This window comes from Exiguobacterium sp. E4787 (assembly GCF_018618375.1).
In the GTDB taxonomy this organism is placed as follows: Bacteria; Bacillota; Bacilli; order Exiguobacteriales; family Exiguobacteriaceae; genus Exiguobacterium; species Exiguobacterium chiriqhucha.
On the sequence record NZ_JACSLY010000007.1, the window covers coordinates 61,316 to 82,104 of the forward strand.

Sequence of the window (20,789 nt, forward strand, 5' to 3'; positions counted from 1 at the left end):
ACAGGAAGATGAAAACGATTTCAAAATCGGGTCAACGTCCGTTTCAAAACCTTTTGTGAACGTAAGCCGTTTGTCATTGTGTTTTCCAAAACGTGGAGGTATAACTGAACTATTCTTCATCTGATTCGCAATGTGAAATGTTATAAAGTCAACATTTTTATTTCACCGTTTCTTCATACTTTTTTAAAATTTAGCGATTTTAATTTAGTTTGTGAACTGCGTAAAAGCCTTGATACACCTTGATTTAAAGCGCTTTTATAATTGTGAAATTCATTGACTTCTTATGCCATTTCCAGTACTCTGAACTTGTGTGACTTTTGATGGTCACGCGAGTGTGAATTCGATGGAGAAGACGGAAAGCTCGGCAGCTCGAAAGGAGGATCAGGATGACGAAAAAAGACAATCGTTACCTATCCTACGCCTCGCTCGCCTCTCAAATTTCGACCGCGCTCGCTGGACCGATCGTCATCGGTTATCTCGTTGGCCAATACGGGGCGAGACGTGAGTTTTGGGGCACGTTTGGTTGGAATGTGTCGGTGTTTCTGGGGATGGCTCTCGGAATCACGGCGCTTGTTCTCACCCTTCGAAGTTTACTGACAGGAGAGGACGAATGAAGCTAGAACAAAAGGAACTACAACAAGTGCAAGCAGACAGAAAAGCACAAAAGCAGTTGATGAAACGCTATACGAAGTGGTTTATCGGATGGTTCGCCATTCTCCTCATCGGAGCGCTCATCGTCCCTATGTACAAACCGGTATTTCTCGGCTTGTTCCTAGGTGGGGTCGCCAGTCTCATTATTCTACATATGCAGAATCGAAGCGTCATTCGGATGTTTGACGTCATCGAACATGGACGACGCCCAAAGTCGCACGGGACTGTTTCAAGAATGGCAGTCGGTGCACTAGCCGTGATAGTCGGTCTCTTTTATGAGGATCGAGTATCGCTGATTGCGGTGGTAACTGGTCTAATCGCCGGCCACATCATACAATTTGGCGAGTTCACACTTGCCCAGCTCAGCAGGAAAAGAGGTGAATACTAATGGGTCATGAGTTTCCCACATATTCTCTACAACTCGGAGATTATACGTTATATGGGAGCTGGACGAACGTCATTACGGTGCTGATCGCATCACTACTCGTATTTACGTTTGCCGTTTGGGGAACGCGACGCTTGGCTATGAAGCCGACTGGTAAGCAGAACTTAATGGAATTCTTCGCAGAATTCACACGCGGGATTATCTCAAGTGCGATGGACTGGAAGACTGGGGGCCGTTTCATCGGGTTTGGAATGACGTTGATTTTGTTCATTCTCTTCTCGAACTTGATGGGTCTACCGTTTAACGTCATTTCTGGTCACTATCTATGGTTCAACTCACCGACGGCCGATCCTTACGTCACGTTGGCATTGTCGACACTCGTCGTTGCAATGTCGCACTATTACGGCGTGAAGCTACACGGTTTGAAGCACTACTCGGCGGAATTCGTGAAGCCGGTCTGGTTCTTATTGCCGATCAAGCTCATCGAGGAGTTCGCGAACACCTTGACGCTCGGTCTGCGTCTTTACGGTAACATCTTTGCCGGTGAAATCATGATTACCATCATCTTGGGACTCGCAATTACCGCAGAAGGGGCACTTAACCCACTCGGTGCTGTGTTCGCAATTCTCCCAATGATTTTATGGCAAGGCTTCTCAATCTTTATCGGGGTTATCCAATCCTACATTTTCCTGACGCTTGCAATGGTGTACATCGGGCATAAAGCTTCTGCCGAGCATTAATTCGGGCAGGTCTCGCCAAAGCGTTGAACAAAAAAACTATTTACTTAACTTTTAGGAGGAATATACACAATGGAACAACTCAATCTTCTTGCAACAGCACTCGTTATCGGTCTTGGAGCACTCGCGGCGGGTATCGGTAACGGTCTCATCGTATACGGAACAGTACAAGGACAAGCACGTCAGCCAGAACTCAAAAACGAACTTCGTCAAACAATGTTCATCGGTATCGGTTTGGTTGAAGCCCTCCCGATCATCGGTGTGGCTGTCGGTTTCCTTCTCCTCAACTCTTGATTACGAGTTAACGAGAACAACGTAAGAGGGAGCGTGTCTCCCTCACTTATTTAGTCAAGAGGAGGGTATGCATGGATACGATGATGATTGCAGCTGGTGCTGGTGGCGAAGGCCTCCGCATCCTGGATATGATCTTTACACTTTTCACATTCCTCGTACTCTTGGCCCTGTTGAAGAAATTTGCTTGGGGACCACTCCTTGGAATGATGAGACAGCGTGAAGAGTATGTAGCGAACGAAATTGAACTCGCTGAAAAGAGCCGCAAAGATGCGGAAACATATGTAGTCGAACAACGTGACGCGCTCAGCGCAGCACGGACAGAATCGAAAGAAATGCTTGATTCAAGCCGTCGTCAAGCAGAAGCGGAACAAGCACGTTTGGTGGAGCAGGCGCGTTTGGAAGCCGAACAAATCAAAATCGAGGCGGGTAAAGCGATCGAACGTGAGCGTGAGCTCGCGAAACAATCGCTCCAGACCGAAGTCGTCACACAGGCGCTCTCGGCCGCACGCCACGTCCTTCAGTCAGACCTTAAAGGCGACGAAGTGAAACAACGTGCCCTCGTTACAGACTTCCTGTCTAAAGCGAAAGGTGCTAACTGATGAACACATCGTTAGCAAAACGCTATGCCAAAGCGCTCTTCGACTTAGCGCGGGAACAAGGCGCGCTCGACCAAGTCGAAGCGGAAGTGCGTCTGCTCGATGAAGTGCTCCACGCGACTCCTGAACTTGCGAATCTCTTAGAGAATCCGGCAATCAGTGACAGCGAGCTTGCACAGCTTTTAACACATAGCTTTGGTGACATGACAGATATCGTGCTCAACACACTTCTCGTCATGGTCGAAAACGACCGTGCGAGCGAAGTTCGCGGCTTGTCGCGCTACGTCCTTGATTACATCAATGACTACCGTGGCATCGCCGAAGGGTTCGTCACGAGTGCTTACCCGTTGTCGGCAACAGAGTTGAAAGAAGTCGAACTCGTCTTCGGACAGAAGATGAACAAGACACTTCAATTGAAGAACGTCGTCGATGAAGACGTCATCGGTGGACTCCGTGTCCAAATCGGCTACACGACGTATGATGACACAATCGAAAACAAACTAACACGCCTCGAGCGTGAATTGTTGAATGCGTAAGAAATAGGGGTGAATTCAATGACGATCAAAGCTGAAGAAATCAGCGCCCTGCTAAAAGAGCGGATCGCTTCGTACGGTTCTGAAATCGAAGTCAGTGAGACAGGTACAGTCATTCAAGTAGGTGACGGTATCGCTCGTGCATACGGACTCGATAACGTTATGGCGGGGGAACTCGTAGAGTTCTCTAACGGCGTAATGGGCTTGGCGCAAAACTTAGAAGAAGGTAACGTCGGGATTATCATCCTTGGCGACTACAAAGGCATCAAAGAAGGCGACTCGGTAAAACGTACGGGCCGCATCATGGAAGTTCCAGTCGGTGAAGCGCTCCTCGGACGCGTCGTCAACCCACTCGGACAACCAATCGACGGTCTCGGACCGATCGTGACGGACACATACAACCCGATCGAGCGTAAAGCTTACGGCGTTATGGCCCGTAAGTCAGTTCACGAACCGCTCCAAACTGGGATTAAGGCGATTGACGCCCTCGTACCAATCGGTCGCGGTCAGCGTGAGCTCATCATCGGTGACCGTCAAACTGGTAAGACTTCGGTCGCAATCGATGCGATCATCAACCAAAAAGAAGAAAACATGATCTGTATCTACGTCGCAATCGGTCAGAAAGAATCGACTGTCCGTGGCGTAGTTGAGACGCTCCGTCAAAACGGCGCTCTCGATTACACGATCGTTGTTTCGGCATCGGCTTCACAGCCAGCCCCACTTCTTTACCTCGCACCATTCGCTGGGGTATCGATGGGTGAGTACTTCATGGACCGCGGACAACACGTCCTCGTCGTGTATGATGACCTCTCGAAACAAGCGGCAGCTTATCGTGAGCTCTCGCTTCTTCTCCGTCGTCCTCCAGGCCGCGAAGCCTACCCAGGGGATGTCTTCTACCTCCACTCACGCCTTCTTGAGCGTGCGGCGAAGTTGAACGACGAACTCGGCGGCGGCTCATTGACAGCTCTTCCGTTCATCGAGACACAAGCGTCGGATATCTCGGCGTACATCCCGACGAACGTTATCTCGATCACAGACGGTCAAATCTTCCTTCAGTCGGACCTCTTCTTCTCAGGGGTACGTCCAGCGATTAACGCCGGTCTCTCGGTATCGCGTGTTGGTGGTTCGGCTCAAGTGAAAGCGATGAAGAAAGTTGCTGGTACGCTCCGTCTTGACCTCGCGTCATACCGTGAGCTCGAAGCGTTCGCCCAGTTCGGGTCGGACCTCGACAAAGCGACACAAGCGAAGCTCAACCGTGGACAACGTACCGTTGAAGTCTTGAAACAAGACTTGAACGCACCGCTCTCGGTCGACAAGCAAGTTATCATCATCTACGCACTCACGAAAGGTCATCTCGATGATGTCCCAGTCGAAGACATCCGTCGTTTCGAAAAAGAAATGAACGCATGGCTCGACCAAAACCGTGCGGACCTCTGCCGTGAAATCCGTCAAACAGGAAACCTTCCTGCTGACGAGGCGATGGTCGATGCGCTTACGGAATTCAAAAAGACGTTCTCGCCATCGGTTTAATCCGGTGACGAGCGTCTATTAAGGTGGTGAATCGAAATGGCATCATTACGTGAGATCCAGATGCGGATCACCTCGACCCAAAGCACGAAGCAAATCACGAAAGCGATGAACATGGTGTCGGCTTCGAAATTGAACCGCGCTCAAGGGAGCAACGCCAACTTCAAGCCGTACATGACCAAGTTGCAGGAAGTCATCTCGTCGATTGCCGGCGGTACTTCAGGCGCAACACACCCGATGCTTCAAGTCCGTCCCGTTAAACGGACCGGCTATATCGTCATCACGTCAGACCGCGGACTTGCTGGTGGATACAACGCCAGCGTCCTTCGTGACGTGTATCGCGAGTTGAAAGCCAAACACGATTCAACAGACGAGTACCGTCTGTACGTGATCGGGAAGGTCGGCGTTCAGTTCTTCAAGGCCCGTAACATTCCGGTGTACAGTGCCATGACAGGACTCAACGACCAGCCATCATTCGTTGAAGTCGCAGAGATCGTCAAACAGACGGTCGGCGCGTTCAGTGAAGGCGAGATTGATGAATTGAAGCTCTGCTACAACTCATTCATCTCTGTCATCAGCCAAGAAGTGAAGATTGATCGATTGCTTCCGCTTGGGAATATCGAACAGACCGCATCCAATGTGATGTATGAATACGAACCAGAAGAAGAAACGATCTTAGCAGCGCTTCTCCCGCGTTACGCGGAAGGACTCATCTACGGCGCGCTCCTCGATGCAAAAGTATCGGAGCACGCGGCTCGGATGACGGCGATGTCGAACGCGACAGACAACGCGGATGAACTCATCCGTGGACTCAAGCTCAAGTTCAACCGCGCGCGTCAAGCGGCGATCACACAAGAAATCACAGAGATTGTCGGAGGTGCGGCTGCGCTTGAATAAGCGCACGCCCTCTAGATTGTAGGAGGCTAACACGATGAACGAATACGGCATGAAAGGCCGCGTAGTCGCAGTCATGGGCCCAGTTATCGACGTTAAGTTTGACAACCACTTACCGAACATCTATAACGCCCTTAAAGTCACACACGTGGCTGCATCGGCACAAGATGTCAGCGTCGACTTGACGCTCGAAGTGGCGATCCACCTTGGCGATGACACGGTCCGTACGATTGCGATGGACTCAACAGACGGCGTTCGCCGCGGCATGGAAGTACTTGACTTAGGTTCACCGATTTCAGTACCAGTCGGAGAAGAGACGCTCGGTCGTGTCTTCAACGTACTCGGTAACCCGATTGACGATAAAGAAGTGTCACCGACTGTTCGTCGGTCACCGATTCACCGTCAAGCACCGACGTTCGATGAGTTGTCGACAAAAGTTGAAATCTTGGAAACGGGAATCAAAGTCGTCGACCTTCTCGCACCATACATCAAAGGTGGTAAAATCGGCCTCTTCGGTGGTGCCGGTGTAGGTAAAACCGTTCTCATCCAGGAACTCATCAACAACATCGCGCAAGAGCACAGCGGTATTTCTGTATTCGCAGGAGTCGGTGAGCGTACGCGTGAAGGAAATGACTTGTTCCACGAGATGACGGACTCAGGCGTTATCAAGCAAACGGCGATGGTCTTCGGTCAGATGAACGAGCCGCCGGGCGCGCGTCTTCGCGTAGCCTTGACGGGTCTTACAATGGCAGAATACTTCCGCGATGAGCAAGGACAAGACGTTCTTCTCTTCGTCGATAACATCTTCCGTTTCACACAAGCAGGTTCGGAAGTTTCAGCCCTCCTCGGTCGGATGCCATCTGCTGTAGGTTACCAGCCAACACTCGCAACGGAAATGGGTATGCTTCAAGAGCGGATCACGTCAACAGCTAAAGGATCGGTCACATCGATTCAAGCGGTTTACGTACCAGCCGATGACTATACTGACCCGGCTCCAGCGACAACGTTCGCTCACCTTGATGCAACGACTAACTTAGAGCGTCGTCTTTCGGAGATGGGTATTTACCCAGCCGTTGACCCGCTCGCATCGACTTCACGTGCCCTCTCGCCTGACATCGTCGGACCAGAGCACTACGAAGTAGCCCGTAACGTCCAGCAGACGCTTCAACGTTACAAAGAGCTTCAAGATATCATCGCAATCCTCGGTATGGACGAGTTGTCTGAAGACGATAAGCTCACGGTTCACCGTGCCCGTCGTATTCAGTTCTTCTTGTCACAAAACTTCCACGTGGCTGAGCAGTTCACAGGCCAAAAAGGTTCGTACGTACCAGTTAAAGAGACAGTTCGCGGCTTCAAAGAGATCCTCGATGGTAAACACGATGATCTTCCAGAAGATGCATTCCGTCTCGTTGGTCCAATCGAAGACGTCATCGAAAAAGCGAAGACGTTGGTCTAAGACCTACACGGAAGGGGGAAACTAGACGATGAATACTCTTCACGTCAACGTCGTCACCCCGGATGGTGCAGCCTATGAGGGCGAGGCACGGATGGTGATTGCCAAATCGGTGACCGGTGAACTCGGTATCTTACCGAAACACATCCCGATGGTGACACCGCTCGATATCTCAGTTCTCAAACTGCGCCACGAAGATGGTGGACGCACGCTGATCGCACTCAGTGGCGGTTTCATGGAAGTTCGTCCCGATACGGTGACGATCTTAGCTGAAACAGCCGAAATGGCGGATAAAATCGACTACGACCGCGCTTCTGCGGCGAAAGTTCGTGCCGAGCGTCGTCTACAAGACACGAAGCTCTCGGACCTCGAATTCCGTCGTGCGGAGCTCGCGCTCAAAAAAGCGATTAACCGTTTGAGCATTCGCGATATCAAAGAATAACCGACATCTCTCCTGCAGCCGCAGGGGAGATTTTTTGTGGATGGACCGAATCAATCACGTTCCTTCATTATATATGGGTCTAAAGCATCAAAAGTTTTACGCCCAAATAGTGGAAGATAGGCGCACCTTATCCGATAATATAGATGGGAACTACGGTAAAGGAGACAATGGGATGAAAGTTTATGTTGCGCGCCAACCGATCTTTGATCAAAAATTACGCGTCTGTGGCTATGAACTGTTATATCGCCGCAGCGAGAAAAATATATTTGAACATGTCGATGACGCACTTGCGACCGCCGATGTGATTCATAACGCCTATCTCGTTTTCAACTTCCGGGAGTTGACGGAAGGGACGAGAGCGTTCATCAACTTTCCGCAAAACTTGATTGAGAGTGAGGTCCCGGCTTTACTGCCAAGGCAGACGCTCGTCGTCGAGGTGCTCGAGCATGTCGAACCGACGGAGAAAGTCTTGGCGGCGTTACGTTCGTTACGTCGGAAAGGCTATACGATCGCCCTCGACGACTTTGTGTTCGAAGAGAAGTATCGGCCGCTCATCGGACTCGCCGATATCATCAAAATCGACTACCAGGCGACACCGATCGACCAACAGAAGCGGCTCATCGACGCCCTCGGCCATCGCGTCGAATTTCTGGCGGAGAAAATCGAGACACCGTTTGAATATGAGATTGCCAAGAAGCTCGGCTATCACATGTTCCAAGGCTACTTCTTCAGTCGTCCGACGGTCGTCCACGGTGCGGAGGTCCATCCGCTCCGGCATACGCTCGTCGAAGTGCTGAAGGAACTCGATAAGCCGGAACCGGACTTCCGACGCATCGCCAGCCAAATCGAACGAAGCGTCGACTTGTCGTATAAAATGTTACGCTCGGTCAACACGGTGTATCAAAAGGGACGTCACACGATTCAATCAATCGAACAGGCCGTCGCGCGTATCGGGCTCGATGAGATGCGGCGTTGGTCGTATTTGATGCTGTTGCGTGAGCTACAGACGTCCGAATCGAAAGAATTGATTAAACAGAGTGTCATCCGCGGCAAGATGATGGAATTGATTGCGGCCGAGACGTTACCGCACGTGGCGGCGTTCGACGCGTTCATCACGGGTATCTTCTCGTCGCTTGACGTCATCTTGGATGAGACGATGCAGACGCTCGTGTCGGAGCTTCCGGTCGAACCAATCGTCAAGGCGGCTCTCCTCGGGGACGACAACGAATTACGCGGGTTACTTGAGACCGTTCTCGCCTACGAGCAATTGACGGTCGACGTCGATGAGACGATGCCGGATTTGTCTCGACACTATGTCGAAGCCATCCGTTGGAGCCAAACTTATGATGCTGAAGTGAATAATGTTTGAAATATTGAAGGGACGTCAATTACTGTACTAAGGCCATGCGCCGATTGACGTTCCTTTTGTATGCGGTTTTTGGAGAGAAAGCGAGTTGATCGGATGAACCCATTCAACCACTCACTTGAACGCTAAGTCTTTTTTTCTCTAACGTGACATGCTATGATTAAAAACGGTACGAATTTTTGAAAAGAGGGGAATCGTCGATGCTAAACACCGTATTATCGCTCTTCATCTACGTCGTAGCGATCTACGTCGCTTGGTGGGCGCTCATGCCGGTCAAATGGGACCGCTTGCTCAATCAAGTGAGGAGTCCGCAAGCAGCTGTCTTGCGCGTCCTCGTGGCCGTCGTCTTCGGTTCACTGATCGCCCAGTTCTTTTTGGAGTATATCCGATTGGCTCAGGCACTCGCACCATTGCAGTAGGCAGGGAAATGATTACTAAACTGTAATCCTGCTGTAACGTATCGTATATGTTTATCGTGATAGGATAAATTCGTCTGACATGACGAAATTTTTCATCAGAATTTTATGGTTGCTTTTATTATTATTTTTCTCTCTGATGAAGCGTCACGTAATACAAACCATCATAGTAATCGACACAACCACATCCGGTAACGGATATCGACGTATAAAACAAAAAATTAACGAAGTTGGAGGACAAAGAGAGATATGAAGGATTTGATTGTAGTCCGTGGAGGACGTAAATTGTCAGGTACTGTGCGTGTTGAAGGAGCTAAAAACGCCGTACTCAAAACATTGGTTGCCACTCTTTTAGCAGGTGAAGGAAAGTCGGTACTTCAAAACGTGCCGCGCCTCGCTGATGTGTACACGATTAACAAAGTGCTTCGCCACCTCGGTGCAGAGGTTGCATTTGACGAAGCGAGCAATGAAGTCACTGTCGATGCGTCGGGCACAATCAAAGACGAGGCGCCACTTGAGTACGTCCGTAAGATGCGTGCTTCAATCCTCGTCATGGGTCCTCTTCTCGCTCGCCTTGGGCACGCACGTGTTGCGATGCCGGGCGGTTGCTCAATCGGCTCACGTCCGATTGACCTCCACTTAAAAGGGTTCGAAGCAATGGGTGCAAAGACGGTCATCGGCAACGGTTTCGTTGAAGCTTCGGTTGACGGTCGCTTGAAAGGTGCGAAAATCTACTTGGACTTCCCATCTGTCGGCGCGACAGAGAACATCATGATGGCTGCTGTCCTCGCGGAAGGCACGACGATCATCGAGAACGTCGCCAAAGAGCCTGAAATTGTTGACCTTGCCAACTTCTTGAACGGTATGGGCGCACACGTGCGCGGTGCCGGTACAGAAACGATTCGCATCGAAGGTGTCGATAAGCTTCACGGCGCTGAGCATTCAATCATTCCTGACCGCATTGAAGCAGGTACGTTCCTCGTCGCTGGAGCCATCACAGGCGGCGACATCGAAGTCATCGGTGCTGAGCGCGAGCACCTTCGTCCGCTCATCTCGAAGATGGAAGAAATGGGCGTCAAGTTTGAGGATACAGCAGAAGGCATGCGTGTCATGGCACCGGATGAGTTGAAGCCGGTCGACGTGAAGACAATGCCACACCCTGGTTTCCCGACTGACATCCAAGCTCAAATGATGGCACTCGTCTTGAAAGCAGGCGGTACATCGGTCATCACAGAAACAGTGTTTGAGAATCGCTTCATGCACGTGGAAGAGTTCCGCCGCATGAACGCAGACATTAAAATCGAAGGCCGTTCGGCCATCATCAAAGGTGGCGTTCGCCTCCAAGGTGCTGAAGTCGTCTCGACTGACCTTCGTGCTGGTGCTGCCCTTGTCCTCGCTGGACTCATTGCGGACGAAGAGACACGCGTTGGCGATCTCTACCACATCGACCGTGGATACGTCGACTTCCACAAGAAATTGCAAGCTCTCGGTGCTGACATCGAGCGCATCCAAGGGAACGTCGAAGTTGCCGAAGAAATGGTTAAGAACTAATTAATAGACTCATAGGAGCGAGGAGAGACTCTTCTCGCTCTTTTCAATGAAGTAATGAACGGAGGAACCTACACACCATGTTTTCAAAAGATATCGGGATTGATTTAGGAACAGCAAACGTCGTCATCCACGTCAAAGGTCGAGGCATCGTCCTCGACGAGCCATCGGTCGTTGCCATTAAACGTTCGACAGGGAAAGTACTCGCTGTCGGGACAGAAGCGTATCAGATGGTCGGACGTACACCTGGTGACATCGTCGCCATCCGTCCACTCCGTGACGGCGTCATCGCCGACTTCGCGACAACCGAAGAGATGCTTCGTCACTTCGTCGAGAAGATTCAAGTCCGCGGTTTCTTTGGCGGCATCCGCATGCTCATCTGTACGCCGGCGAACGTGACACCGGTCGAAGCGAAAGCCATCCGTGAGGCGGCCGAGAAGGCCGGCGCAAAAGAGGTCTTCCTCGCCGTAGAACCGAAAGCGGCAGCCGTCGGTTCGGGCATGGACATCTGGAAGCCGGTCGGTCATATGATCGTCGACATCGGTGGCGGAACGACAGACGTTGCCATCCTCTCGATGGGCGATATCGTCTGCGGCGAAACGATTAAAATCGCCGGGGACCGGTTCGATACGGACATCCTCCGCGCCATCAAAGACAAGCATAAGCTCGTCATCGGTGAGCGGACGGCCGAGCAAATCAAGAAAGAGATTGCGACGGTCTTCCCAGGCGGCCGTAACGAGACGATGGATATCCGAGGTCGTGACATGGTGCGTGGGCTTCCGCGTACGGTAACCATCACGTCGGAAGAACTCCGTGAAGCGATGGCCGAATCGGCAAATGAGATCGTCGAAGCAACGAAGCGCGTGCTCGAACAGACGCCTCCGGAACTTGCGGCCGATATCATCGACCGCGGCATCATCATGACAGGTGGCGGCTCGCTCCTCCACGGGATCGACCAGCTCGTCGCCGAGCGTGTCGGGTTGCCGGTCATGATCGCCGAAGAGCCGACGCTCAGCGTCGCGCACGGCACGGGCATCATGCTCGAGCACTTGGATCGTTTGAAGTAAGATCATCTAAAGGTACGACGTCAATAGGCGTCGTACCTTTTTTGCGTTCAACACTGTCCGATTTTCCTGTAAATGGATAAAATAAGGGAGGGAGGGTTGTAGATGAATCCATTGATTGAGCGATTGACGGCAAAAGGAGTCGAGGTCACAGAGATTGAAGACCGAGGCCAAGAAGCGCGTCAAAAATGGTTGACGCACTTCATACGACCTGAACAGCCGACACGACTTTCTCCTCATCTATGGGAGGATATCGTGGCAGGGACTGACGGCTGTCTCGTCAGAACAGCCGCTGATCGCGCGTTCGAACGGGTCAGGAAGTGGAAAGCGATACTCTTTTTTCAACACTCGAACGATGTGCTCGAGCTCGATTTGACGCAAGCAAAACCACTCACTAGGAGAGACTTGATTGTTGAAACAATGGACTATGCGGATGTCTATATCGTAGACCCAGCTTACACGTGGACGTATGTCATCCCGCACGAAGCGGACTGGGGACCATATTTTCTCACCAAATTTGGGACTAAAGGGGATCATTAAATGACACGACCACTCACACTCATTACCGGCGTCAGCCGGACGCAAGGCATTGGGGCGGCCATCGCGCGAAAACTCGCTACGTCAGGTCATGACTTGTATATCACGCACTGGAGCCCGTTTGACGGCACGGAAGGTGTCGGAGCGGAACCGGACTTCATCGACGGCTTCGTCGACGAATTACGGGCATTGGGGGCTCGCGTGGCCCATGAGTCGTACGACTTATCGTCTGGAGACGTAGAAGGGTTGCTCAACCGCGTCGAAGCGGCGCTCGGTACTCCAAGCCGCCTCATCAACAACGCGACGTATGAGCGGCACGTGGGCGTCGATACGTTCACGACCGAGACACTCCGCCGGCATTATCTCGTCAATAACGAAGGGACGCTCGGTCTGACGTTTGCATTCATCGAGCGATACAAATAGGCTGGGCATACGGACGGACGAATTCTGTTCATGGTATCCGGTGGGGCGGATGCGTCCAATTTGGCCTATATCGCCACGAAAGGCATGTTGATCGCGATCACGCCGGCGCTCGCTAACGGGGCAGGTCAGTATGGAATCTCCGTGAACGCGCTTGACCCGGGCCCGACCGATTCGGGTTGGATTGATGACGTGCTCCGCGAACAACTCGTACCGCTGTTCCCGTATGGACGCGTCGGGACACCTGAGGACACGGCCCGCTATATCGCTTTTCTCATGGGGCCGGACGGGGCGTGGGTCAACGGCCAACATCTTCACGTCGACGGTGGCTTCGTCGGACGCTGAAAAGAGCTTCTCCCTTGAATTGGGAGAAGCTCTTTTTAATGCCATGTATAATCTTTGTCGACAAAGAGTCGAGTGGACAAATCTGTTTGCGGGAACGGCTTTTCTTTTGCATCTAACCAGTCATGGTAATCGCAAAGACAGGCGTCATCCAAATGGAGCGAGTAACCGTTGTTAATCGTCTGAACCGTGATGCTCAAATCATACTCGGCGAGCGTCTTTTTCAACCGATAGACAAGGTTATAGACGTTATGGAGCGCCCGCTGCGGCTCGTCGATATCTGGATAAAGCGTCTCGGCAATGAGCCATTTGTTGACGACTTTATCGCGGTGGAAAATCAAGTAGGCGAACAGTTCCTCGGTTTTTTGCGTCGGCCATTTGACGAGGTCGCTGTCTTGTGTCTTGACTGAGAAGTGGTCAAGACATTGAATCGTACACGTCCGGTGATGATCGGTCGATAGTGTCTCCGCGTATCGCTTCGAGACGCGCGGGATCAGGTCGTGAATCATCTGTTCGGTGATTGGTTTAAGCAGGTAGTGTGTCGCTTGTAAGTTGAACGCTTCGACCGCATATTGGCTGTGTGCCGTCGTAAAGACGACTTGCGTTGTTTCGGGTAAACGTTTGGCGAAATCAAGGCCGCTCATCTGTGGCATCTCGATATCGAGAAACACGAGGTCGACTTCCTGGTTTGCTAAAAAATCAAGCGCTTGGAACGGATCGTGGAACGAGCCCATCCATTTTAAGTTCGGTTCGGCTTGGATGAGGCGTTCCATCATCCTCAAAATATGGTGTTCATCTTCAATCAAAATCGTGCGCATGTTGCGAATTCATCCTTTCTCGTTTTGGAAGTCGAATATGCACATGCGTACCGACCCCAGGCTCAGAATTTAATTTAAACGTGGCACCTGGCAAGAAACCGATCCGATTTCTGACATTCGGGATACCGATTCCATTTGATTGTTTCAAATGCGGTGTTGGATCGAAACCGATGCCGTTGTCGGCAATCCGGATATCGATTGAATCATCCGATTCCTGGACCGATAACATGAGCCGTTTCACACCTTCTTGCTTCATCAACCCGTGTTGAACCGCGTTCTCGACGAGCGGTTGCAATAACAGCGGTGGGATTGAAGCGTTGAGCACAGATTCATCGATATCCTTCGTGATGGTGAAGGCGTCATTGAAACGAGTTTGCTCGATCATTAAGTACGAATCGATAACCTCAAGTTCTTGACCAAGTGAGATGTCATTCTCAGTGCGGCCGTTCTCAAAGATGAAGCGGACGTATGTGCTCAAGTGACTGAGTAACCGTGCTGCTTCAATCGGTGCTGTATAACAGAGCGCAATGACGTTCCCGAACGTGTTATATAAGAAGTGTGGTTTGATTTGGGCGTTGAAAAATGAGATTTCACTTTGATTGGCGAATGTTTGAACTTCCCGTTTTTGTCGCTTATCGGTCGACAAGTGAATCGGAAGTAACGTGAACATGAGCAAGAAATAAATGAGTGACATGACACTCGTATACAGTTCCTGATTCGGGTGATCAATCAAGGCGTTTAACAACTGCCCGATGTACCCGATAATGAGTGCCACCGTGAACACTAAAAATTCAAACGGATAGCCGTTATCTTTCCGCTCGAACAACCAGTTGATATTCAGACCGGTCCAAAAGAACGTGATGAACAGAACGTAAAACCATGCAAATTGATCAAACATAGTATGTGCAGTGTAAGGTAGCACCAAGGCAATCAGGCTAAGTGCATAAAATGGATACGCCACATACTTCAAAAAGTGACGGAATGGAACGCGTTCGAGCTGAAGCGCAAAGTTAATGAGCATGGCAACACTTAAGAGCGCTGTAATCAAATTCAATTTATGGGCCAAGACATAAGTCATCAGTGGGATAAGTTCGAAGACAATCATTTGATCGCTCATCAACAGTGAAATACTGACAAGGAAAAAGAAAGCGGCTCCATACAAATAAAGCGCTTCTTTGCGATGAAATAGCCAAACGATCGCATAGAACGAGAAAAAGTAGCGAGATGAGGACGATGACAAACTCATAACTGAAATATTTATTATGGTACGTCATCATATTGCTCGTCGGTCCGATGAGCAAACTGTCGGAAACGCCAGTTGCGAGCTCCTCCGTCTCGGCTGTTTGAATCGTCAAACGAAACGTCGGGGTATGCGTATCCAGGAGAACGAGGTAAGCATGCCGAGGGTCTTCAACTGTCGATGCGTAGACGGGCGAGACGTTTTTTCCATCAATGAGGAGATTGACATGTGGGTGGTTGCGCGGGACGCGTAGTGCATATTGTCCCGGAGGTAGGCTAATGTCAGCCTCATAGGTCGCCGTTTTGTGTGGCGTCATATGCGGAACGCTTCGATAGGATTCACGGTCTACTTGATCGAGAAAGCTCGATTGGAAGCGCCATGTCCCATCCAGACGCATGATGTGTTCGGTCACGCGGGAATCGGTCAAATCGGCCGTTCCTTGTGTGACGGTGACTGCGTCGTCGATGGTTTGTCCTCGTGTCAAGGCGAGCCCGCCTGCGAGTGCAAAGACAATCATCAATACGACCAGCCCAATCGATTTAGGGGTCATCTGCATATTCCCTTCGTGATTTGTGAGTTTCTTGTGAGAAACGGACGATATACTGACACTAGTCGTTCACTTTTAGAAGTGACCAATGTTTTCTTATCGTACACGAAACTGACTTTTTTGAATAGCCGAACATACGAAACTACCCAATCCGATTAATCATCAATATGAAAGAAGGCTATATATGAAACGCTGGATTGAACAACGAATTAGCCGCCAAGTCCTCACCGTGTTTTATGTATTAATCGCCTTAATCACGTTGACGTCACTCGGCACATATTTTTATACCCAGCAGGCAATCCGAGACACGACGGTCGAACTTGAACGTATCAGTGAACAACGATCACGGGCGACCGACTTGTTCGAGACATGGCAGTCGATGCAATATGAGATGCGCGGTCACGTGTTGCTCGGGGAGGACGCCTTGCTTGCGGAAGTGAGACGAGCGCAAGAACGGATTGACGACCAGACGAGCTGGTTTGAAGAAAACGCTGCGAGCAAGGAAGAGACGACGTTCGCAGAAGATGCGCGCCTTCTGTTCAGCATTTATACGTCACGCGTCATGCCGGGTCTTGAACGGTACGTCATCGCCAAGGCGAACGGAGAAATCGATGAGCCATTCTTACAGATGGCGACCGTCGGACAACTTATGCCGAAAAATGCGGGCTCGACCCAGACCCGCTTCAAACTGAATACGAAGAGTGCGGCCGATATGAGTGCGAGCATCGTCGATATGGAATCGGTATTCACCGACTACCGGGCCGACCTTGACTTCCAAGAGACGGGTCTTCGGGAGGAACTGTCGGAACAGCTCGCCAAAGCTCAATGGATGTGGTTGCTCATCTTGCTCGGTGCATTGTTCATCCTCTTCGTCAGCCTGCAGCCGTACATCGTGCGTTTGACGAATCAACTTCAATCGCTCATCACGAACAGTGAACGACTGGCGGTCGACCCGCATGCGACGCTCATCCCGATTCAACCGTTGAAAAACGAGGTCGGACAATTGTCCAAGTCTTTTTCCGAAATGTCGACGTCATTGATTCGACAACACGATGAACTCGAGCGTGAGCGCGAAAAAACCGCGCAGATGGTACACACTATGCGGGACGCCATCGTCTTTGTCGAGCTCGAGACGAACCAACGCTTCGGGAACGAGGCGCTGTTCGAACTGTATGACCAACCATTCCCGTTCGGCGACCGTCAGAGCCTCTATCCGATTGATGCCTTCTATGCACCGTTCATGGAGCAAATCGACAATCAAGAAGGATTGAACCGCTTCACCGACCGGGCCAAACGGCTCGGAATCTTCGACGAAACGTTTACGTACTCGATGCAAGGGGGAACACGTACCGTACGGATGTACGCCGAACCGATTGAAATGCAGGACGAACGTTTCGGTGTGATGTTTGTGTCGCGGGATATTACGAAAGAAATCGAGATCGACCGCTTGAAGACGGAACTCGTCGCGACGGTCTCTCACGAACTTCGGACCCCGCTCACATCCATTCTTGGATTTACTGAATTGCTTGAACATCGGCATGTCGATGAAGAGAAGCGAAAACGCTACTTGAGCATGATTCACAGTGAGACGACCCGGCTCGAGCGGCTCGTCAGTAACTTACTGGATGTTCAGAAGATGGAAGCCGGTAAAACGGAACAAGACTTCAAAGTCGAGAATTTGTTTGAACTATTGTCTGATGTTCTTGAAATTCATGCCGGCTCAACTGAATTGCATGCGTTCCATTTCGATTGTGATGAAACGATTCGCATTTCCGGAGACCCGGCGCAACTACGTCAAGTGTTCTCGAACATCTTGAATAACGCCATTAAATATTCACCCGACGGCGGTAATATCGCCGTTAACGTCTCGTGTGATGACGATGTCATCCGGATCGCCATCGAAGACGAAGGCATGGGTGTAGCACCCGCAGATGCCGAACAGCTGTTTGAGAAGTTCTACCGTGTGCAGAACGAGCAGAGTCGCAATATTGGAGGCACCGGCCTTGGGCTTGCAATCTGTAAGGAAATCATCGAATCGCACGGCGGTACAATCAGCGTCAGTTCGGAACTGGGGAATGGGACGACCATGACGGTCGAACTCCCGATTGTCGATTGACGAAAACCACTTCATTGCGAAGTGGTTTTTTTAGTTTTTTTCAAAAAACGGTGAATGAAACGTTCCTTTGGTACGATATAGAAAGTGAAGACTTTGAACGACGAAAGGAAGACGAAGCATGCTACGCGGATTATATACGGCGGCGGGCGCGATGAACGCGCTCCAGCGTCAACAAGAGATTTTGAGCAATAACCTCGGTAACGTCCGGACCCCTGGATTCAAAGCATCAAACGGCGTCGTCCGCTCGTTCCCAGAAATGTTGCTTGCCCAAGTGAGCCACCCTGGGAATGCGCGCTCACGCGTGCAAGGCGAAGTCGGCACGTTGTCGACGGGCGTATATCTACAAGAGACGATGCCGCGTTTCTCGACGGGAAGCATCTCCGAGACGGGCAGCCCGACCGACGTATATATGAAGGTACCGGCTGACGCGACGGGTGCGGCCATGTTCGCAGTCGAACAGAACGGTGAGACGCTCTATACGACGAACGGGCGCTTCGCGGTCGATGAAGAACGCTTCTTGCGTTCAGCAGATGGCGGGTATATCCTCTCGGACGCCGGCGAACGGATTCAATTGCCGTCAAGTGAGTTCACGTTGTCAGGTGACGGACAAATCACGTCACTCGGGCAGAATGTGGCGACGCTCGGTGCCGTCCAAATCGATGACTTGGCTACACTCGAGCAAGTCGGGAACGACTATCGGGTCAACGGAGACGCCCCGCCTGCTGCGAATGTTCAGTTCCAACAAGGATTCATTGAAGAGGCGAACGTCGATCTCGATCGGACGATGGCCGACTTGATGACGACGTACCGTCAGTTCGAGGCGAACCAAAAAGTTGTCCAAGCGTATGACAAGAGTGCCGAGCGGGCCATTGAAATCGCTCGGATTCGTTAAGGAGGAAGCTTATGCAATCGATTTATAACTCGGTCTCGTCGCTCACGCAGCTTCAACGCCAGCTCGATGTGACCGGTCACAATATAGCCAACGTCGACACGGCTGGCTATAAGCGGGAACAAACCCACTTCGCCTCGCTCTTGTCGCAGGCGTATGACAATCAACCGCGCGCCGAGCTCGAAATCGGACGCGATACGCCGAACGGGATTCGCATCGGTGTCGGCGGCCACGTCGCCGATATTAGCCAACAGTTCAATATCGGCCAAATCCGAAAGACCGACCGGGCCCTTGACGTGTTCTTGAAAGCGAGCCGTCAGTTCTTCGCCATCGAGACGGAAAACGGTGTCGGATTGACCCGGAGTGGGAACATGCAGCTCTCGGTCGGCGACACGACGACGCTCGTCGACGTGAACGGTAACGCCCTTCTTGGTGCGGACGGGAACCCGATCGTCATGCCGAACGAAGCGACGGCGCACCGTGTCCGTCAAGATGGGATGGTCGTCGCCAGCGTGAACGGCGTCGAGCAAGAGTTTGGTCGTCTCGACATCGTTGAGGTACGTAACACATCGGCGCTACGACCTCTCGGTGACAACGTCTATGCGGCCGACTTGGCGGCGGACATCGATCGCCCGCTCGGCAATCTGTTGATTGAAGGGACGCTCGAGTCATCGAACGTCGATTTGACGAAAGAGATGACCGACATGACGATCACGCAACGCGCGTATCAGATGAATTCACGAGCGTTGTCGATGAGTGACCAGATGATGGGACTCGTCACGTCACTTCGGTAATCACTTACCGTTCTTCTTCGGAAGGGCGGTTTTTGCGTTACACTAAAAATAGGAGGAGGGATGGACATGCGGATTGTCGTGGCAATGGATTCGTTCAAAGGGTCACTCACGAGCGTGGAAGCCAATCGGGCGGTGCGTGCAGCGCTCGCTGGGCATGACGTCGTCGAGGTACCAATCTCAGACGGCGGGGAAGGTTTTTTGAATGCATGGTTCTTGACGCACCCGCATGCCGAGGTGGTCACGCAAGACGTGATGTCGCTTGACGGGACGGTGCGGCAAGCCCGGTATGGCTGGTCGGAACGAACGCGCGAGGCAGTGATTGAAGTCGCTGAGGCGTCCGGTCTTACTCTCATCGACGTGCTCGACCCGTGGCGCTACAGTTCTTATGGGACTGGACTGCAGATTAAAGATGCACTCGGGCACGGGGCGACACGCATCACGGTCGGTCTCGGCGGGAGCGCGACCGTCGATGGAGGGAAAGGCTTGCTCGAGGCGCTCGGCGTCCGCTTTCTTGATGAGACAGGGCATGTCATTGATTCGTTCCCGCATCAACTCGAGCGCGTCGCGCAAGTCGATTGGACCGGACTCCTACCGGAAGCGCGTCATGTCGAGTGGCGGATGGCCTCGGATGTGACGAATCCGTTACTCGGTCTATCTGGGGCGGCCGCCGTATTCGGTCCGCAGAAAGGATTGGCGCTAACGGACGTCGACCGTTATGACGAACAGCTCGCCGCGTATGCCCGTTGCTTCGAGCGTGATGTGACGGGACAACCGGGGGCGGGCGCGGCCGGCGGGATCGGCTTCGCGCTCTATCAGCTCGGAGCCGTATATGGGAGCGGGATTGACGAGGTAGTACGGTGGTCGAAACTAGAGGAAACGTTGCAAATGGCCGACTGGTTGATCACCGGGGAAGGCCGGTTCGATGAGCAATCGCTCCACGGAAAAGCACCTTATGGATTGGCCCGAATCGCATATGCACACGGGGTCCCGACGCTCGTCTTCGCGGGACAATCGGAACTGATTGCCGTTCCGGACGTCGGCATCGAAGCCGTGTTCCCAATCGTTTGCCGGGTGATGACGCTCGAAGAGTCGATGCAGCAAGCGGCGCCGCTCTTGACGGACGCCGTCAGCCGAGCGTTCCGGTTAATCGACAAAGACGCCTGAACCAACTTCGGTTCAG

At 51.8% G+C, this 20,789-nt stretch carries 22 protein-coding genes and 1 pseudogene; 20 read left to right on the plus strand and 3 right to left on the minus strand.

Features of this window, described 5'->3' with window-relative positions:
- Window positions 1–386: 386 nt before the first annotated feature.
- The 16 genes and pseudogenes from KNP80_RS09340 (at window position 387) to KNP80_RS15790 (ending at window position 13,208) form a co-directional block, all read left to right on the plus strand.
- Window positions 387–614: a hypothetical protein gene (locus KNP80_RS09340; RefSeq protein ID WP_021066132.1), complete on the plus strand. Its 228-nt coding sequence runs from the start codon at window positions 387–389 to the stop codon at window positions 612–614.
- A complete protein-coding gene (locus KNP80_RS09345) occupies window positions 611–1,039 on the plus strand; it encodes an ATP synthase subunit I (RefSeq protein WP_214719346.1) in 429 nt (142 codons plus the stop codon). The genes KNP80_RS09340 and KNP80_RS09345 overlap by 4 nt, the downstream gene beginning before the upstream one ends.
- A complete protein-coding gene (atpB, locus tag KNP80_RS09350) occupies window positions 1,039–1,776 on the plus strand; it encodes a F0F1 ATP synthase subunit A (RefSeq protein WP_021066134.1) in 738 nt (245 codons plus the stop codon). Before KNP80_RS09345 ends, atpB begins: the two co-directional genes overlap by 1 nt.
- 69 nt (window positions 1,777–1,845) lie before the next feature.
- Complete coding sequence (gene atpE, locus KNP80_RS09355; protein WP_012727360.1) at window positions 1,846–2,067, plus strand: F0F1 ATP synthase subunit C; 222 nt, start codon at window positions 1,846–1,848, stop codon at window positions 2,065–2,067.
- A gap of 71 nt (window positions 2,068–2,138) precedes the next feature.
- Window positions 2,139–2,666 (plus strand): F0F1 ATP synthase subunit B, encoded by a 528-nt coding sequence (atpF, locus tag KNP80_RS09360; RefSeq protein ID WP_021066136.1) that lies wholly within the window; start codon window positions 2,139–2,141, stop codon window positions 2,664–2,666.
- On the plus strand, window positions 2,666–3,199 hold the full coding sequence (locus KNP80_RS09365) for a F0F1 ATP synthase subunit delta (RefSeq protein WP_214719347.1): 534 nt from the start codon (window positions 2,666–2,668) through the stop codon (window positions 3,197–3,199). Before atpF ends, KNP80_RS09365 begins: the two co-directional genes overlap by 1 nt.
- An 18-nt stretch (window positions 3,200–3,217) precedes the next feature.
- Window positions 3,218–4,726: a F0F1 ATP synthase subunit alpha gene (gene atpA / locus KNP80_RS09370; protein ID WP_114165153.1), complete on the plus strand. Its 1,509-nt coding sequence runs from the start codon at window positions 3,218–3,220 to the stop codon at window positions 4,724–4,726.
- A 36-nt stretch (window positions 4,727–4,762) separates the two neighbouring features.
- Window positions 4,763–5,620: an ATP synthase F1 subunit gamma gene (gene atpG / locus KNP80_RS09375; protein ID WP_214719348.1), complete on the plus strand. Its 858-nt coding sequence runs from the start codon at window positions 4,763–4,765 to the stop codon at window positions 5,618–5,620.
- 34 nt (window positions 5,621–5,654) lie between these two features.
- Window positions 5,655–7,073, plus strand: a complete 1,419-nt coding sequence (atpD, locus tag KNP80_RS09380) for a F0F1 ATP synthase subunit beta (protein WP_285222543.1) — start codon at window positions 5,655–5,657, stop codon at window positions 7,071–7,073.
- A 28-nt stretch (window positions 7,074–7,101) separates the two neighbouring features.
- On the plus strand, window positions 7,102–7,512 hold the full coding sequence (locus KNP80_RS09385; protein WP_128123479.1) for a F0F1 ATP synthase subunit epsilon: 411 nt from the start codon (window positions 7,102–7,104) through the stop codon (window positions 7,510–7,512).
- Between the two features lie 172 nt (window positions 7,513–7,684).
- Entirely contained in the window at window positions 7,685–8,881 is a 1,197-nt protein-coding gene (locus KNP80_RS09390; protein WP_251129003.1) for an EAL and HDOD domain-containing protein, read from the plus strand.
- Between the two features lie 197 nt (window positions 8,882–9,078).
- Entirely contained in the window at window positions 9,079–9,297 is a 219-nt protein-coding gene (locus KNP80_RS09395) for a DUF1146 family protein (protein ID WP_214719349.1), read from the plus strand.
- Window positions 9,298–9,543: 246 nt separating this feature from the next.
- Window positions 9,544–10,845 carry a UDP-N-acetylglucosamine 1-carboxyvinyltransferase gene (gene murA, locus KNP80_RS09400; RefSeq protein WP_214719350.1) on the plus strand — a complete coding sequence of 434 codons (1,302 nt, stop codon included), beginning with the start codon at window positions 9,544–9,546 and terminating at the stop codon, window positions 10,843–10,845.
- 77 nt (window positions 10,846–10,922) lie between these two features.
- On the plus strand, window positions 10,923–11,909 hold the full coding sequence (mreB, locus tag KNP80_RS09405; RefSeq protein ID WP_021066145.1) for a rod shape-determining protein: 987 nt from the start codon (window positions 10,923–10,925) through the stop codon (window positions 11,907–11,909).
- A 102-nt stretch (window positions 11,910–12,011) separates the two neighbouring features.
- Complete coding sequence (locus KNP80_RS09410) at window positions 12,012–12,446, plus strand: DUF4275 family protein (protein WP_214719351.1); 435 nt, start codon at window positions 12,012–12,014, stop codon at window positions 12,444–12,446.
- Window positions 12,447–13,208: pseudogene (locus KNP80_RS15790) on the plus strand (SDR family oxidoreductase).
- Window positions 13,209–13,243: 35 nt separating this feature from the next.
- Here KNP80_RS15790 and KNP80_RS09425 read toward each other — a convergent pair.
- Genes KNP80_RS09425 through KNP80_RS09435 form a run of 3 tightly spaced genes read right to left on the minus strand, consistent with a single transcriptional unit; the run spans window position 13,244 to window position 15,813 of the window.
- On the minus strand, window positions 13,244–14,023 hold the full coding sequence (locus KNP80_RS09425) for a response regulator (RefSeq protein ID WP_214833672.1): 780 nt from the start codon (window positions 14,021–14,023) through the stop codon (window positions 13,244–13,246).
- Window positions 14,004–15,101 carry a sensor histidine kinase gene (locus tag KNP80_RS09430; RefSeq protein ID WP_214834599.1) on the minus strand — a complete coding sequence of 366 codons (1,098 nt, stop codon included), beginning with the start codon at window positions 15,099–15,101 and terminating at the stop codon, window positions 14,004–14,006. Before KNP80_RS09430 ends, KNP80_RS09425 begins: the two co-directional genes overlap by 20 nt.
- Window positions 15,079–15,813: a hypothetical protein gene (locus KNP80_RS09435; protein ID WP_214834601.1), complete on the minus strand. Its 735-nt coding sequence runs from the start codon at window positions 15,811–15,813 to the stop codon at window positions 15,079–15,081. The genes KNP80_RS09430 and KNP80_RS09435 overlap by 23 nt, the downstream gene beginning before the upstream one ends.
- A 181-nt stretch (window positions 15,814–15,994) precedes the next feature.
- Between KNP80_RS09435 and KNP80_RS09440 the strand changes: the two genes are divergently transcribed.
- From KNP80_RS09440 to KNP80_RS09455, 4 genes are all read left to right on the plus strand, one after another.
- Entirely contained in the window at window positions 15,995–17,926 is a 1,932-nt protein-coding gene (locus tag KNP80_RS09440) for a sensor histidine kinase (RefSeq protein ID WP_214719360.1), read from the plus strand.
- Between the two features lie 118 nt (window positions 17,927–18,044).
- Window positions 18,045–18,818 carry a flagellar hook-basal body protein gene (locus KNP80_RS09445; protein ID WP_021066151.1) on the plus strand — a complete coding sequence of 258 codons (774 nt, stop codon included), beginning with the start codon at window positions 18,045–18,047 and terminating at the stop codon, window positions 18,816–18,818.
- An 11-nt stretch (window positions 18,819–18,829) separates the two neighbouring features.
- Complete coding sequence (locus tag KNP80_RS09450) at window positions 18,830–19,609, plus strand: flagellar hook-basal body protein (RefSeq protein ID WP_214719361.1); 780 nt, start codon at window positions 18,830–18,832, stop codon at window positions 19,607–19,609.
- Between the two features lie 66 nt (window positions 19,610–19,675).
- On the plus strand, window positions 19,676–20,773 hold the full coding sequence (locus KNP80_RS09455; protein WP_251130286.1) for a glycerate kinase family protein: 1,098 nt from the start codon (window positions 19,676–19,678) through the stop codon (window positions 20,771–20,773).
- The last annotated feature ends 16 nt before the right edge of the window (window positions 20,774–20,789 follow it).

What these genes read in the sequence shown, in the direction of transcription:
- atpD (WP_285222543.1), top strand. Translation starts at nt 5,655, where the DNA reads ATGAACGAATACGGCATGAAAGGCCGCGTAGTCGCAGTCATGGGCCCA.
- atpF (WP_021066136.1), top strand. Translation starts at nt 2,139, where the DNA reads ATGGATACGATGATGATTGCAGCTGGTGCTGGTGGCGAAGGCCTCCGC.
- KNP80_RS09365 (WP_214719347.1), top strand. Translation starts at nt 2,666, where the DNA reads ATGAACACATCGTTAGCAAAACGCTATGCCAAAGCGCTCTTCGACTTA.
- KNP80_RS09425 (WP_214833672.1), bottom strand. Translation starts at nt 14,023, where the DNA reads ATGCGCACGATTTTGATTGAAGATGAACACCATATTTTGAGGATGATG.
- KNP80_RS09390 (WP_251129003.1), top strand. Translation starts at nt 7,685, where the DNA reads ATGAAAGTTTATGTTGCGCGCCAACCGATCTTTGATCAAAAATTACGC.
- KNP80_RS09345 (WP_214719346.1), top strand. Translation starts at nt 611, where the DNA reads ATGAAGCTAGAACAAAAGGAACTACAACAAGTGCAAGCAGACAGAAAA.
- KNP80_RS09385 (WP_128123479.1), top strand. Translation starts at nt 7,102, where the DNA reads ATGAATACTCTTCACGTCAACGTCGTCACCCCGGATGGTGCAGCCTAT.
- KNP80_RS09440 (WP_214719360.1), top strand. Translation starts at nt 15,995, where the DNA reads ATGAAACGCTGGATTGAACAACGAATTAGCCGCCAAGTCCTCACCGTG.
- KNP80_RS09410 (WP_214719351.1), top strand. Translation starts at nt 12,012, where the DNA reads ATGAATCCATTGATTGAGCGATTGACGGCAAAAGGAGTCGAGGTCACA.
- atpA (WP_114165153.1), top strand. Translation starts at nt 3,218, where the DNA reads ATGACGATCAAAGCTGAAGAAATCAGCGCCCTGCTAAAAGAGCGGATC.
- atpG (WP_214719348.1), top strand. Translation starts at nt 4,763, where the DNA reads ATGGCATCATTACGTGAGATCCAGATGCGGATCACCTCGACCCAAAGC.
- KNP80_RS09450 (WP_214719361.1), top strand. Translation starts at nt 18,830, where the DNA reads ATGCAATCGATTTATAACTCGGTCTCGTCGCTCACGCAGCTTCAACGC.
- KNP80_RS09430 (WP_214834599.1), bottom strand. Translation starts at nt 15,101, where the DNA reads ATGACTTATGTCTTGGCCCATAAATTGAATTTGATTACAGCGCTCTTA.
- atpE (WP_012727360.1), top strand. Translation starts at nt 1,846, where the DNA reads ATGGAACAACTCAATCTTCTTGCAACAGCACTCGTTATCGGTCTTGGA.
- murA (WP_214719350.1), top strand. Translation starts at nt 9,544, where the DNA reads ATGAAGGATTTGATTGTAGTCCGTGGAGGACGTAAATTGTCAGGTACT.
- KNP80_RS09445 (WP_021066151.1), top strand. Translation starts at nt 18,045, where the DNA reads ATGCTACGCGGATTATATACGGCGGCGGGCGCGATGAACGCGCTCCAG.
- KNP80_RS09340 (WP_021066132.1), top strand. Translation starts at nt 387, where the DNA reads ATGACGAAAAAAGACAATCGTTACCTATCCTACGCCTCGCTCGCCTCT.
- KNP80_RS09395 (WP_214719349.1), top strand. Translation starts at nt 9,079, where the DNA reads ATGCTAAACACCGTATTATCGCTCTTCATCTACGTCGTAGCGATCTAC.
- atpB (WP_021066134.1), top strand. Translation starts at nt 1,039, where the DNA reads ATGGGTCATGAGTTTCCCACATATTCTCTACAACTCGGAGATTATACG.
- KNP80_RS09455 (WP_251130286.1), top strand. Translation starts at nt 19,676, where the DNA reads ATGCGGATTGTCGTGGCAATGGATTCGTTCAAAGGGTCACTCACGAGC.
- KNP80_RS09435 (WP_214834601.1), bottom strand. Translation starts at nt 15,813, where the DNA reads ATGACCCCTAAATCGATTGGGCTGGTCGTATTGATGATTGTCTTTGCA.
- mreB (WP_021066145.1), top strand. Translation starts at nt 10,923, where the DNA reads ATGTTTTCAAAAGATATCGGGATTGATTTAGGAACAGCAAACGTCGTC.